Genomic DNA, 14399 nt, shown 5'->3' with positions numbered 1-14399 from the left:
CAATCTACCTTTAAATCGTTTATTGATTATATGAACAAATACCTGTTTTCCTCCTTTTTAATTTTCTTTTTATCCTTCCCTAAACTTTTATCAGGGCAATGTCTTGAGCAATCCACCGCTTATCAAGCGGGAGAGGAAATATGGTATGATGTCAAATATAATTGGGGCATAATATGGGTAGATGCTGGAGAAGTGATGTTTTCCGTGGAGGATGCCAAATGGGAAGGTTTTGATGCATATTGGTTCAAAGGCTATGGTCGCTCCATGCCCAAATGGGATTGGGTTTATAAAGTGCGTGATACTTTTGATGCTATTGGTACGCAGGAGCAATTAAAACCTCTTTACTTTCATAGAAATACTAGCGAAGGAAGTTATAAAGTCAACAATAAATATTGGTTTGACAAAGAAAAGGAAACTATAAAAGCCGAAGTTTACAATTCTGATGATAAGGAAAAGATAAAGAAAAATGTACCATTTGAAGATTGTATCTGGGATGTGCTATCAGCAATTTATTATGCCAGAAATCTAGATTTTACGAATTATAGTTCAGAAGAAAAAATTCCTTTCAATTTGATTGTAGATGGTAAAGTTCATAATCTTTATGTTCGCTATCTAGGTAAAGAAAAACTGGAAATGCCTGATGAAAAGGTTTATAACACCATAAAATTCAGTGCTTTATTAGTAGAAGGCACCATATTCGATGGTGGCGAAGACATGACAGTTTGGGTAACTGATGATAAAAACAAAATACCTCTAAAGGTGCAGGCTAAAATCCAAGTTGGATGGGTAAAAGCCTTTCTAAAAAGCACAAAAGGATTAAAATATGGTGCAATTACTCCTGTCAATCCCTAAATTGCAGGCTGAATATGGAACAGCAAACAATAAATAATATAGCGGAGATTTGCCATCAGCAAGGAATTGAAAAAGCTATTATTTCTCCCGGTAGCAGAAATGCTCCCTTGACTTTAGCATTTGCGCGGTATCCCAAAATTCAATGCTATTCCATAAGCGATGAACGTTCAGCTGCTTTCATTAGCATGGGAATCGCTCAAGCAGACAGGAAGCCAGTAGCGATAATTTGTACCTCAGGTTCAGCTGCTCTCAATTATGCACCCGCTATTGCTGAAGCCTATTTTCAAGAAATTCCTTTGGTTGTGATCACAGCTGATCGTCCACCTGAATGGATCGATCAGTGGGACGGCCAAACCATAAGACAAGAAAATATCTATGGAAAGCATGTCAAAAAGAGTTTCAATATAGCGGTCGATTTATCGCATGCTGATGCACAATGGCAAACTTACAGAATCATCAATGAAGCTGTTTTGGAAAGTAAAACGGGAGTTAAAGGGCCTGTGCATGTCAACATTCCTTTTCGCGAACCTTTCTATCCTGAAAAGAATGAAAACTGGCAGTATGATCATGACATTAAGATTATAGAAAATATTGCTGGAGAAAAAAGACTGAATGAAAATCAAATCAATGAGCTTCAAACAGCATTAAAAGAGAAAGAAAAAATTGCCTTTGTTTTAGGGCAGGACAATTACAGTGAAGAATTTTTAAGTACTCTTGATCAAACTTCACAGCAACTAAATATACCGATTTTTGCAGATGTTATTTCAAATGGGCATTCACTCAAGAATGCTATCCATTTACCTGATAGTATTTGCATGTCCATGATAAAGCATTCCAAAGCGGAAGAAATTCCTGATTTGATTATCAGTTTTGGTAAAAGCATAATCTCCAAAAACCTGAAATTATTTTTGCGAAAGAATATAAAAACACAATGGCATGTGCGTAATCATCATGCTTTTATTTCTGATCCTTTTCAGGCATTAAGTAAACAGATTGAAGCTGAGCCTATTTCCTTTTTACAGCATTTGAATGCAAATTTTTCCGCTGAATTCTTAAAATTATGGAAGGATAAAAATAGAGAGGCAGAAACTAAAACGAATCAGTTTCTAAGCACTCAATCTTTTAGCGAATTCTCTGCATTGAATGAGTTACTAAAAAAATTACCTAGTAACAGCCATCTACATTTAGCAAACAGCTTAAGTGTACGCTATGCTAATTTTATAGGGATAAAGCAGGATGGAGTAAAAATTTGGGCAAATAGAGGCACAAGCGGAATTGATGGTTCAACTAGTACGGCTGTTGGTCATGCCGTTACTGAAAAAAATAAAAATCATTTTCTTATTACTGGTGATGTAGCGTTCTTCTACGATAGAAATGCATTCTGGCATAAATATCCTTATTCGAATTTGAAAATTATCCTTCTTAATAATCAGGGTGGCTCTATTTTCAGAATGATTAAAGGGCCAAATCAACAAGCAGAATTAGAGGAATTTTTCGAGACTGAGCAAAGGCTGGATGCTAAAAGTTTATGCAGTGAATTTGGCATCGCTCATTTTTCAGCTCATAATTCAGAGAGTTTTGAAACCATTAAGGAGAAATTTCTGAAATATCCGCAATCTGCAGTATTGGAAATAAAAACGGACGCTAAAAACAACCAGCAACTATTTGAAGACTTTAAAAATAAATTGATATCATGAAATGAGCATAAATATTCGAGGGCGAATTTAAACCAACCGCCTGATGAATATTTATCGCGAATTCCATGTGGCAACTTAAAATTAAATAAATACACATGAATGAAATTAACTGGACAACGGTAAAAGAATATACAGACATTACCTATAAAAAAGCTAATCACGTAGCTAGAATTGCTTTCAACCGCCCAGAAGTGCGCAATGCATTTCGCCCAAAAACGACTGCAGAACTTTTCGATGCTTTATTGCATGCACGCGAAGATGATGACATAGGTGTGGTTTTATTATCAGCCGAAGGACCTTCACCAAAAGATGGGAAATATGCCTTCTGCAGCGGTGGTGATCAAAAAGCCAGGGGTGAACAAGGATATGTTGGGGATGATGGAGTTGCCCGATTGAACATCTTAGAAGTGCAAAGATTGATTCGCTTCATGCCTAAAGTGGTGATAGCAGTAGTGCCAGGCTGGGCTGTTGGTGGTGGTCATAGTTTGCATGTAGTTTGCGATATGACTTTAGCTAGTAAAGAACACGCGATCTTCAAACAAACTGATGCTGATGTCACCAGCTTTGACGGTGGTTATGGATCAGCCTATTTAGCTAAAATGGTCGGACAAAAAAGAGCTAGAGAGATCTTCTTCTTAGGTAGAAATTATTCTGCTCAGGAAGCTTTTGACATGGGAATGGTCAATGCTGTAGTTCCACATGCTGAGCTGGAAGATACCGCTTTCGAATGGGCTCAAGAAGTATTAGGAAAATCACCACTATCCATCAGAATGTTGAAATTTGCTTTCAATGCTACTGATGATGGTATGGTGGGGCAACAAGTATTTGCAGGAGAAGCTACTAGATTAGCCTATATGACAGAAGAAGCCAAAGAAGGCAGGAATGCATTTTTAGAGAAAAGAAAACCTGATTTTGAAAAGTTTAAGAGGGTGAGTAATTAAGAAAATTATAGAATTATGATATAATTAACTAAAAGGTCTTGGATTTGTTCCAAGACCTTTTTTGTACCACTATGGCTATCATATCGCTAGTCATTTTTACTGTTGCCTCTGGTAAATAATTACTAATTCCCCTCAGCCTCAACCATTTTATTCTGTTTTGCTGTTTGTAAATTATACCAATCAATCTTTCTAGTGAAGTACATAGTTAAACCTAAGATCACAGCTAATCCGATACTTCCAATTAAAAGAGAATAGTCAGCTAATTGAAGGGTGACATATACAAATCCATAAATACCAATCAAAGTCAAAATAAGAATGATAACCAGTTTGCGGGCTTTGATAATGTATAGTGCATAAAAAGAGATCATTCCAACTATACCGAAAGTGGAAATTGCATAAGCTAAATTAAAGTTGGAATGTTCTGAAATAGAAACCAGTAAGATGTAAAACAAACATAAGGCTAGCCCAACCAAAATATATTGAAAAGGATGAATTCTTTTCTTATTGATGACTTCCACCAAAAAGAAAACCAAAAAGGTCAGTGCAATGGTCATTACTGAGTATTTAGCTGAACGCTGAGCCTTTTTATAATCATCTACTTCATTCAGTAGATTAACTCCAAAAGCAGAGGCGTCCATCTTATCTTTCATGCTCCTCCCCGACCAGCTCTGAGGATAGTTTCTATTCAATTCTAATACATTCCAATCCGCATTAAAGCCAGTTTCATTAATATCTCTGTTTTTAGGTAAAAAATTTCCCATAAAACTCGGTGAAGGCCATTCCGATTGCAAATTCACTTGAGTTGTCCCTCCTACCGGAACAAAGGTTAAATCCTGACTCCCTTGTAAAGCCACTGAAAAATTAAAATCTATATTCAGGTCATTTTTTGAAGCAATATTCTTAGGATAAATAGTAATTCCTGAGCTAATTAAATCTGCGATTTTGCTACCTGATTCTACTTTTAGACTTTCGTCTCCCCATTTAAAATTGATATTATTTCCAATCCCTCTTAAGTCTGAAAAGCCTATGGTAAGAAAAGCTTTTTCGTACTGAATTTCTTTTAAGTGATTTTCATCGAAGCTAATATTCATATTAAATGTTCCGTTAACATTCAAATCAGAATCATAAACCACCACATCATAGATTCCTCTATTTAATTTTTGTGGCTTTAACTTACCGTTAATGGTCAAATTTTGCGGTAAAAGATAATGATAAACAACAGTTTCTACCATTTTACCTTCCTTTTCATGTTCATATAAAAGTGGGATGGTCAAAATCGGTCCGTTGATCTCCTGACTGTTTGCCCATTTACTGCTGACCTCAGCTATTGCCTCTTGTTGTAGACTTTGTCTTTCCCTAATCACATCATTAATCATTGCTGAGGGTATGAGTAAGAGCAACATCAATATTGTAATGGTTAATAGTTTTAACATAACTGAATTTTTCAGCCAATTGCTCATTTTCTCGAATAGGTTGTTTTGATTTTCCATTTTTATTTATTTTTAGAGTACTTTGTATTTCAAAGTATATAATTAAAAAAATTTTATCGGTTACTTAATAGTTTTTCAATTGCATTTATATGATTTTTAAAAGCTTTTTTACCTAATTCTGTAGCCCTATAGGTAGTATTAGGTTTACGATCAACAAATTCCTTTTCATAACCTATGTATTCTCTATTTTCAAGATTTTTAAGGTGACTGGCTAAATTACCATCCGTAACCCCAAGTAAATCTTTTAAAGAGATAAAGTCCATTTGTTCGTTAACCATAAGAGCAGACATGATTCCCAAGCGCACTTTATTTTCAAATGCCTTATCCAGTTTATTTAAAATATCCTTCACGAGCCGTATTTCAAACGCATTCTAATTCCGTAAATAATGTGCAAAATCCCAAAGCCAGCAGCCCAAAGGATTAAACCATAACCGATAAAATACAGTCCAATTAATCCTAAAATAATTTGAGCTATTCCAAGACTTCTAATGTCATCTAAAGTGAATTTACTCGCATTAACCAATGCTAATCCATAAAAAACTAAAGTTAAAGGCGCAATTACACCTATATAACCATTTATGATAAAAATGACACATAAAATACCCCCTGTAATTAAAGGAATTGCTAAATTTACCAATACCAGCTTAGCATGTTTATTTAAAAGCTTTTGGCCCTTTTTCTTAGTAGTTTGATGTGTTAAAATGATTACAGAGCCAATGGATAAAACTAAAGTAGCCAATGCCAGTAGGAATATATCCTGAATGGTTTCAGGAGATAAATACACTACCTTAAAACTATAAAAATCTGAATCCAAATAGATATAATGATAAGCGATAAAGGCAGAGACTAAAGCAATTATACCTGCTACTACCCCGGAAATTCCGCTAAGTGAAATGAAACGGCCTGAGCGATCCATCATCTCTCTAATTTCCTTTATGTCTTGAAGATATTTTTCTTGATCCATCTTTTATACTTTGTTTTTCAAAGTACATTGAAAAATAATTAAATTACAAGAATTATTGCAAATAATTATCAAAAAATCAAGGACTCGCAGGTTGGCAACTATTCTCAATATATTGATCTATTAAGACATAAGTCTTTTCATAGTTCAAAGGCACTCTACCTGTTGTTAAAGTACAGTTAAAGCTAATCTCATCCCCTTCACTAATTCTATGAAAATCAGGATTTGGAACAAAGGTGGTTTCACAATCAATTGGTCTGGAAAAATCTTGTAACCTATTAAAAACAATACGGTTAATTTGATTCGTCAAATCTCCTATTTCAGCTTCTGAAGGCAAATATTTTAAAAGAGATTCGGTTGGAATGAATTTTATATCTCTTCCTATAACCTTCCCTGATCTTTCAATTGTATCTTCATTAATTTTAAACTCATTTTTAAAAAAGGTATGTACATAAGCTATTTTTATGAAATTTTCATCCTTTGAAAAGTCCAAGCTCTGATATTCAGGAAGTATTTTTTTTCTATTATCTAAATTAACAAATGAATCAATCGGTAATTTTCTTTTATCGTACCAAATCTCATGTTTTTGATATTCATAACCTTCTAATAAAGTACCATCTGATTGCTCTTCTGTCATACATCTTGCATACATATTGACTTCAGTTGCCAAATAATGAAAGCCATTCTGTTCTCTAAAAAATGGTAATTTATAAGGTTTTTTCAATTCCCATTTACCTTGATATTTATAACATGGGAAATCACAATCTTCTGGTAATTGGCTTAATTTAGTATAAGGACTAACAAAAGCAGATTCAAAACTCCATTTCAAGGTATAATCCTTAGGAACCTCATTTTCTGCCTGATCGCTGCCAGATGGATTATAAATAATAAAATAGCCTATTATAGATATTATACCGCCTACAACTATAAATAGAATGGGTTTTAAAATTGAAAACCTGCCAATTGCATCTCCTTGTGCCTTATTCTTCAGCTTTTCAATTTGATTTTCAAGTTTTATTTCGTTGAGAATTCGATCAATATTGCGAATCGCTCTTAAATATTCACCTTCAGATGCAGAAAGATGTATTAGGCGAGAAAACTGTGCATCACTATAATTTAACTCTCTAGCTACTTCTGAATTACTTGCCTCTTGAAACCTGAATTGTTCATTCATAAACTTTCCAAACCGCTGCTCAACCTTTTTTATGAACTCATCATGTAAAGATTCTATTGATTGATTATTTGCCAACCCCCTATATTTTATTCGTTAAAATTCGTTAAAATTCACTAAAACAGCATAAAGTTTTTTAAATTTTGATATTTTCAAAATATTATTTGTAACATAGCGAAACAATCAAAATTAAAATTACCTAACGTAAAGTGTTATGAAACATTAAAATACTAAATATTCACTTAATAAGTGGCTTAAAAAAATCTAATTAATATAATAATCAGATAATTATGGGAACGACTAAATTTTTACTTATCATTTTTTTAACAGCCATCGGGTTAAATTTCCTCCATGCTCAAAATAATTCTACTGTAAGTGGAGTGGTTACGGACTCAGATGGCGAAACTCTAATTGGAGTTACGATTTTAGAGGAAGGTACTTCAAACGGAACAGTTACAAATATTGATGGGAAATATAAAATAACACTAACTCAAGATTCTCCTGTCTTAATTTTCAGCTATGCCGGTTTTAAAAAAGTACGAAAGCCTGTAAATAATAGAACTACTCTAAATGTCAAAATGGAAATGGACATAGAGGAATTGGATCAAGTAGTTGTAACTGCCTTGGGCTTTAAAGAGGATAAAGATGAGTTGGGTTATGCTAACTCAAAGATAGAGACAGAAAATGTTACTAGATCAGGAGAAACAACATTACTAAATGCTATGGCGGGTAAAGCTTCCGGAGTTAGAATTAGCAGAAGCTCTGGTGATCCTGGCTCTGGTTCTTTTATTCAAATTAGAGGACTCTCTACTATAAATGGAGATGGTCAACCGCTTATTGTATTAGATGGAGTTCCTATTAGTAATGACTCAAGAGGTTCAGGGGAACAACGCTCTGTGGTACAACAATCCAGATTGAATGACATTAATCCAAATGACATAGCCGACATACAAGTTCTTAAGGGAGCCTCTGCGGCAGCACTTTGGGGTACGCAGGCAGTTGGTGGAGTGATTTATATTACGACCAAAAGCGGTAAATACAATGAGAAATTAAATATTTCAGTAAGATCAAGCTATTCATTAGATGAAGTAAATGTTCGCTATCCTATTCAAACCAAATTTGGACAAGGAGTAAATGGAAATTTCGTAGAGAATGAAACCGTGACTTGGGGAGATAAAATTGCTGACAGACCAGGTGGTGAAGACGAATTCGATACTTCAGGTGCTTTTTTTGTTGGTGAAAACGGTCGAACCTATTATCCGATTGCTTCCAAGAATTCGAGAGAAACTTTCATAGATTCAAATTTTGATGATGTTTTCCAACAAGGTAGCTCATGGGAAAACAGTGTGAGTTTGAGTGGTGGAAATGAAACCGGTAGATTTTATTTCAGCATGAGCGATATGGATCAACAGGGAATTATAAAAAACAACTCTGACTACAGAAGATCAACTGTTCGATTTAATGCTGAGCAAAATTTCTCTGAAATCTTGCAATTAAATGCCAATGCTAATTATACCAGAACCTCCTCTAGAAGAATTCAAAAAGGTGCTTCAGCTTCAGGTTTGTATTTAGGATTGCTCAGAACACCAATAGATTTTGATAATAGAGGTTACATCGGAGATTACTACGCTTCTGAAAATGCTGCACCCGTTTCTTACCGACATCGATCTTACAGAAATTCAATAGGTGAGAATTTCAATCCGGGTTTTAATAATCCTGCTTGGACTATTAATGAACAAGAGAGTGAAGCTTTGGTAGATAGATTTACGACTACGATTAAAGCAACCGTATCTCCCACCGTGTGGTTAGATTTAATTGCAAGAGCAGGGATTGATCATTACAGTGAAGAACGCCAGGAATTCTTTACTCCAGGCTCAGCAAGACCGGAATTTGATGAAGGGTATTTTGGATCCGAAATTGCCACAAATACCATTTTCAATTCAGATTTAATTGCAAAGGCCACCAGAAATTTTGGTGGTGATTTTAATGGAAACTTATTAGTAGGATTTAATTTCAACCATAAAAAGCGTGCAACCAATAGCACTGCAATTAATAGCTTTTTACAATTTGCAAGAGTAAGCGATGGTTTAAGAGATATTGATAATGCTGTTCCTCAGAATCAAATTATAGGTAGTACTTTTGGAAGCGAAAGAACTGCTGCTGTCTACTCTTCAGTTCAATTTGCAGCCTATGAAATGCTTTTCCTAAAAGGAACAATAAGAGCAGAATCTGCTTCTACATTTGGTAATACTGCAAATAATACCTTTGTTTTTCCTTCTACCTCATTGGCATGGCAATTCACCAGCCTAGATATTTTTGATAATTCTGTTTTGAATTTTGGTAAATTAAGGCTGGCATATGGAGAAGTAGGTGTTCAACCATCAAGATACCAAACATCTAACTTATATGTTTCTCCTACTTATTCCGATCAATTTGGCGGAAGTATTAATTCCGCACTTTATGGAAATGGTGTTTTTGTACCTAGTGTAGCAGTAGGAAATACACAGTTAAGACCAGAGCGAAAAAAAGAATTTGAAGTAGGAACAGATTTAAGATTTCTTCAAGACCGATTATCGCTGTCTGCAACCTATTTCTATAATAGAACTGAAGATGTTTTATTGGATTTCCCAATAGCCCAATCTAGAGGATATAGAAGAATATTTGATAATGGAGGCGAAATAGAAAATAAAGGAGTGGAATTAGATTTAGGTTATCAAATTCTACAAAGTGAAGATTTTAGCTGGTCAGTTGATCTAATCTATAGCAGAATAAGAAATAAAGTATTGGATTTACAAGGTGTTGAATCCATAGATTTAGGAGGTACAGCTCAAATTAGTGGAAGAGCTGTAGAAGGTCAACCATTAGGTGCATTTTGGGGAGGTAGATATAGAAGAAATGAAGATGGAACTCTAGCACTTTCAGCTAATGGATTCCCTCAGTTAGATCCAGAAGATGGATTAATTGGTGACCCTAATCCTGACTGGCAAGGGTCCATAGTTTCTGGATTCCAATATAAGAATTTTAATCTAAACTTATTGTTTGAAACCTTTCAAGGTGGAGATGTTACCAACGCTACCAGAGGAGTTATGGTGGGTTATGGATTGGATGAAGAAACTGGAAATGAAGTCACAGCAGAATCAAATCTACTAGACATAAACGGAAACATTATTCCTATAGGCACCACATTCAGAGGCAATGTAGAAGATTTTGGAGCAGGTGAAGTAGCATTAACCGAAGACTATTATAGAACAATAGGAAATTGGTTTGGAGGCTTACATGAACAATATGTTGTAGACGGCTCCTGGACAAGATTGAGAGAACTCTCCTTAGGCTATACTTTGAATAGCGATAAATTCAAACAAATCACAAAACTAAATTCAGCAAATGTTACCCTAACGGGTCGAAACTTATTCATTTGGACTGATTACATAGGGAATGATCCTGATACTAATTTAACAGGTGTAAGCATTGCCAGAGGTATTGATTATTTTAACAACCCAGGCACAAGATCATATATCGCTACTGTAACATTAAACTTCTAAATTTTTTGAAAATGAAAAGCTTTATAAAAACATATATAATAGGAATTCTTTACATATCACTACTGGCTTCATGTGGAAGTTTAGTAGAAGGATTAAATGAAAACCCAAATAGCCCAACAAGCTCGCCTTACAATTTTGTACTAACAGGAGCTGAAGTTGGCGCCATAATGCTTCACGAAGGTGAAACTGCCAGAAAAGCTAACATCTTTAGTGGTCATCTTGAGGGTATTGATAGACAACATTTAGGCTTCAGTGAATATATTGTTAGCTCAGGTGATTTTGATAGCCAATGGGATGATGCTTATGTTCACGCCATTAGAAATGCTTTAGTAGCAGAAGAATTAGCCATTGAGGAAGACAGAACGGGTATCGCTACTGGAATATCAAAAGTGCTTCAAGCATTGTCGTTCGGAACAACCACTTCTCTTTATGGAGATATTCCATTTGATGAAGCTGGATTTATTGAATTTGAAAATCCAGCTTTTAATGCTCAAGCTGATGTTTATAAAAAATTACAAACTTTATTGGATGATGCCATCACTGAATTACAAAGTGGAGAAGGTAGATTAGTTTCCAACACAGATTTTTATTTCGAAGGTGATGCAAACCCTTGGGTAGAAGTAGCCTATACGCTTAAAGCACGATACTATTTACACACTGGAAATTATGCTGAAGCCTATCAGGCAGCTACTATTGGGATATCCTCAAATGATAATTCTATGTTGGTACCTCATGTTCAAGCTCAACCTGGCTCAAACTTATACAATCAATTCTTTGCGGTTGCAAGACCCAATGATATAAAAATATCGGACTTTTTTGAAGGAATGATGAATCCATCAAGTGGAGATTACAGAGGTAATGCCAAAACTGATGAGACGGCTCGTTATAACAACTATTTTAGAACCAACAATAGTGGGGTTACTGTTAATACTAATGGGTATATGTCAGCTGAAGCTCCATTTCCTCTGGTTAGCTATGCAGAAAACCTACTCATTTTAGCAGAAACGGGGCTTAGGTCCAACGATTTCAACACAGGGCTTTCTCATCTTAATGAATTTCGCACATTCATGAGATCAGGAGGTTATTTGTATAATGTTGATGAAACCAGTAATGGTTTAGTATATGACGATTATGTAACAAATGATTTTCAATCAGGAGGAATTGCAAATACTGATAATTTAAGTCAGGATGATGCTTTACTTAAAGAAATTTTAGAGGAAAGATACATCACCCTCTTTGGTCAGATAGAAGCATTTAGCGACACCAGAAGAACTTATGATGAGCAGAACCTAAGAGTGCAGGTTCCACCAAATACTGGAGATGAATTACCTCAACGATTTCTTTATCCTCAATCAGAAATAGATAGGAATGACAATACTCCAAGTCCTATTCCAGACTTTTTTGAAAAAACACCTATTAATCAATAAAGCTGAATCTGATACTTAAACAAGCATAATCATGATAGACATAAAGAAATTTTACATAGCATTACTGGTAATTTTCTTTTCGCAGTCTCAATTGCTGAAAAGTCAAGATGATCAGAAGCGAGTACTATTTGTAGGCAATAGCTATACTTATTTTTGGAATTTACCTCAATTGGTAAGCGCAATGGCTAAATCTCAAGGAGAGGATATCTACACACAACAGTCCACTAGTGGCGGAGTAGACTGGAAACAACATTGGGAAGGAGATAAAGAGTTAAAAACTCAAGAGCTTATTAAAAATGGAGATTGGGATATAGTAGTACTTCAAAACCATAGTTTAAGCACTTTCAAAAATCAAGATGATTTTTTCGAATATGGTAAAAAGTTAATTTCATTGGTTAAAAAAAGTGGTGCTCAACCCTTATTATACGTGACCTGGGCTAGAGAGGCTAATCCATTAATGCAAGAAGGAATCAATAAAGCTTATTTCAAACTAGCTAATGAAACAGATAGTGAAATTTTAGATGTTGGTTCTGCATGGTCAGAAGCCAGAAAATTAAAACCTGAGCTTGAGTTATACCATCCAGATGGTAGTCATCCCTCACCATATGGTTCATATTTAACAGCTGCATTATTTTACAAAAAGTTGTCAGCCAAGTCTGTATTAGATATTCCAGAGCGACTAAAATCATTTGACAATCAAAATCAACAGATATACTTGGCGATTTTAATGGAATATGATGCACAGTTCATACTTCAATTTGTGGAGAATTTTAACTTAAAAAGACAGGATAGTGAGCGATAAAAAAAGAAAATATCTTTTTCAAGCATTAGGTCCTTTAGCATTTATAATCATCCAAATGTTAAACAAGCCAGAAAATATGACTCCTGAAGCATTTCAGGTTCTCGCAGTTACTGCTTGGGTTGCGATTTGGTGGGTAACAGAAGCGGTACATATTGCTGTTACTGCTTTATTGGTGATAGTATTATTTCCACTAACAGGAGCATTAGACATATCATCAACAACAGCTGCTTTTGGTCATAAATACATCTTCTTATACATAGGTGGTTTCATGTTAGCAATAGCGATTGAAAAATGGAATTTACACCGAAGAATAGCCTTAAACATAATTTCAATAATAGGCACTAATGTGACCAATATTATACTGGGCTTTATGGTAGCAACCGCATTCCTCTCTATGTGGATTTCGAATACGGCCACATCTGTTATGATGCTACCAATAGGAATGGCAATAGTAAGCCAGTTTAAAAGTGGAAGTCATAATTCCGACAAATTAAATAAAGATTTCGGGAAAGCTTTAATGCTTTCTATTGCATATAGTGCCTCAATTGGGGGAATAGGTACCCTAATAGGTACTCCGCCTAATTTAGTATTTGCTGGAATTGTCTCAGAAACCTATCAAATAGAAATTTCATTTGTAAAATGGTTTATGTTTGGCGCACCCATATCGGTGATATTATTATTTCTATGCTGGAAATACATGACTAAATATGCATTCAACTTTAAAGGAGAAAGTTTCCCAGGTGGAAAAGAAGAAATAAATCGTTTAAAAAATGAGTTAGGTCCAATTACAAAAGAAGAAAAATATGTACTGATTGTATTTGTACTTACTACATTTTGCTGGATAACACGATCTTTTTTACTTCAAAAATTAAATGCAAACATTGACGATACCATAATTGCAATGGCAGCTGGGATTTCACTTTTTATAATTCCTTCAAGTAATTCCAAAAAACCTATTATTACATGGAAGGAGGCCGTAAAAATGCCTTGGGGTATCATCATGCTTTTTGGGGGTGGAATGGCATTAGCACAAGCTTTTCAAACCACAGGCTTAGCTTTATGGATAGGAAGTCAACTGTCTTTAATAGAGGGCATGACTTTAATTCTAGTAATTTTAATACTAATAGCAAGCGTTAATTTCTTAACTGAAATGACTTCAAATATTGCAACTACTGCAATGTTATTGCCAATATTAGCCCCTTTAGCTTTAGCAATGAATTTACATCCATATATGTTAATGGTTTCAGCTACGCTAGCTGCATCATGTGCATTTATGCTACCTGTTGCTACACCACCAAACGCTGTGGTGTTTGGCTCTGGTTATTTACATATTCCAGATATGATAAGAACAGGATTATGGATGAATATTATATCAATTATCATCATTACACTTATGACTTATTTTTTACTTCCAATAGTGTGGGAAATTATACCAACCAGATTTCCTGATCTATGGCGGCTGGAATAAGACTTAAACAATAATTTTTCAATTAAACTTTTAATTTTAAATATGAGT

General features: G+C 34.8%; 11 protein-coding genes. 7 read left to right on the top strand and 4 right to left on the bottom strand.

What is annotated here, in order from left to right; all coding sequences use genetic code 11:
* The first annotated feature begins 30 nt into the window (after positions 1–30).
* The 3 genes from QYS49_RS10405 to QYS49_RS10395 all read left to right on the top strand — a co-directional run bounded on the left by QYS49_RS10405 (position 31) and on the right by QYS49_RS10395 (position 3490).
* A complete protein-coding gene (locus tag QYS49_RS10405; protein WP_308347169.1) occupies positions 31–852 on the top strand; it encodes a DUF3108 domain-containing protein in 822 nt (273 codons plus the stop codon).
* 14 nt (positions 853–866) lie between these two features.
* On the top strand, positions 867–2549 hold the full coding sequence (menD, locus tag QYS49_RS10400) for a 2-succinyl-5-enolpyruvyl-6-hydroxy-3-cyclohexene-1-carboxylic-acid synthase (RefSeq protein ID WP_308347168.1): 1683 nt from the start codon (positions 867–869) through the stop codon (positions 2547–2549).
* A 95-nt stretch (positions 2550–2644) separates the two neighbouring features.
* Entirely contained in the window at positions 2645–3490 is an 846-nt protein-coding gene (locus QYS49_RS10395; protein WP_308347167.1) for a 1,4-dihydroxy-2-naphthoyl-CoA synthase, read from the top strand.
* Positions 3491–3612: 122 nt separating this feature from the next.
* Here the strand turns inward: QYS49_RS10395 and creD are convergent, their stop codons facing one another.
* The 4 genes from creD to QYS49_RS10375 all read right to left on the bottom strand — a co-directional run bounded on the left by creD (position 3613) and on the right by QYS49_RS10375 (position 7190).
* Complete coding sequence (gene creD / locus QYS49_RS10390) at positions 3613–4980, bottom strand: cell envelope integrity protein CreD (protein WP_308347166.1); 1368 nt, start codon at positions 4978–4980, stop codon at positions 3613–3615.
* A 53-nt stretch (positions 4981–5033) separates the two neighbouring features.
* Positions 5034–5330, bottom strand: coding sequence for a winged helix-turn-helix domain-containing protein (locus QYS49_RS10385; protein ID WP_308347165.1), 297 nt, complete (start codon positions 5328–5330; stop codon positions 5034–5036).
* Complete coding sequence (locus tag QYS49_RS10380; RefSeq protein ID WP_308347164.1) at positions 5327–5944, bottom strand: hypothetical protein; 618 nt, start codon at positions 5942–5944, stop codon at positions 5327–5329. The genes QYS49_RS10385 and QYS49_RS10380 overlap by 4 nt, the downstream gene beginning before the upstream one ends.
* 76 nt (positions 5945–6020) lie before the next feature.
* Positions 6021–7190, bottom strand: coding sequence for a hypothetical protein (locus QYS49_RS10375; RefSeq protein WP_308347163.1), 1170 nt, complete (start codon positions 7188–7190; stop codon positions 6021–6023).
* 212 nt (positions 7191–7402) lie between these two features.
* On the opposite strand from QYS49_RS10375, the gene QYS49_RS10370 reads away from it, so the two are divergent.
* From QYS49_RS10370 to QYS49_RS10355, 4 genes are read left to right on the top strand one after another with little or no spacing between them, the layout of a single operon-like run.
* Positions 7403–10654 (top strand): SusC/RagA family TonB-linked outer membrane protein, encoded by a 3252-nt coding sequence (locus tag QYS49_RS10370; protein ID WP_308347162.1) that lies wholly within the window; start codon positions 7403–7405, stop codon positions 10652–10654.
* An 11-nt stretch (positions 10655–10665) separates the two neighbouring features.
* On the top strand, positions 10666–12081 hold the full coding sequence (locus QYS49_RS10365) for a SusD/RagB family nutrient-binding outer membrane lipoprotein (protein ID WP_308347161.1): 1416 nt from the start codon (positions 10666–10668) through the stop codon (positions 12079–12081).
* A gap of 31 nt (positions 12082–12112) precedes the next feature.
* Positions 12113–12883 (top strand): hypothetical protein, encoded by a 771-nt coding sequence (locus QYS49_RS10360; protein ID WP_308347160.1) that lies wholly within the window; start codon positions 12113–12115, stop codon positions 12881–12883.
* On the top strand, positions 12873–14351 hold the full coding sequence (locus QYS49_RS10355) for an SLC13 family permease (protein WP_308347159.1): 1479 nt from the start codon (positions 12873–12875) through the stop codon (positions 14349–14351). The genes QYS49_RS10360 and QYS49_RS10355 overlap by 11 nt, the downstream gene beginning before the upstream one ends.
* Positions 14352–14399 lie beyond the last annotated feature (48 nt).

This window comes from Marivirga salinae, from assembly GCF_030503855.1.
GTDB classification, from domain to species: domain Bacteria; phylum Bacteroidota; class Bacteroidia; order Cytophagales; family Cyclobacteriaceae; genus Marivirga; species Marivirga salinarum.
This window is presented reverse-complemented; position numbering and strand designations above follow the sequence as displayed.

What these genes read in the sequence shown, in the direction of transcription:
- QYS49_RS10405 (WP_308347169.1), top strand. Translation starts at nt 31, where the DNA reads ATGAACAAATACCTGTTTTCCTCCTTTTTAATTTTCTTTTTATCCTTC.
- menD (WP_308347168.1), top strand. Translation starts at nt 867, where the DNA reads ATGGAACAGCAAACAATAAATAATATAGCGGAGATTTGCCATCAGCAA.
- QYS49_RS10395 (WP_308347167.1), top strand. Translation starts at nt 2,645, where the DNA reads ATGAATGAAATTAACTGGACAACGGTAAAAGAATATACAGACATTACC.
- creD (WP_308347166.1), bottom strand. Translation starts at nt 4,980, where the DNA reads ATGGAAAATCAAAACAACCTATTCGAGAAAATGAGCAATTGGCTGAAA.
- QYS49_RS10380 (WP_308347164.1), bottom strand. Translation starts at nt 5,944, where the DNA reads ATGGATCAAGAAAAATATCTTCAAGACATAAAGGAAATTAGAGAGATG.
- QYS49_RS10370 (WP_308347162.1), top strand. Translation starts at nt 7,403, where the DNA reads ATGGGAACGACTAAATTTTTACTTATCATTTTTTTAACAGCCATCGGG.
- QYS49_RS10365 (WP_308347161.1), top strand. Translation starts at nt 10,666, where the DNA reads ATGAAAAGCTTTATAAAAACATATATAATAGGAATTCTTTACATATCA.
- QYS49_RS10360 (WP_308347160.1), top strand. Translation starts at nt 12,113, where the DNA reads ATGATAGACATAAAGAAATTTTACATAGCATTACTGGTAATTTTCTTT.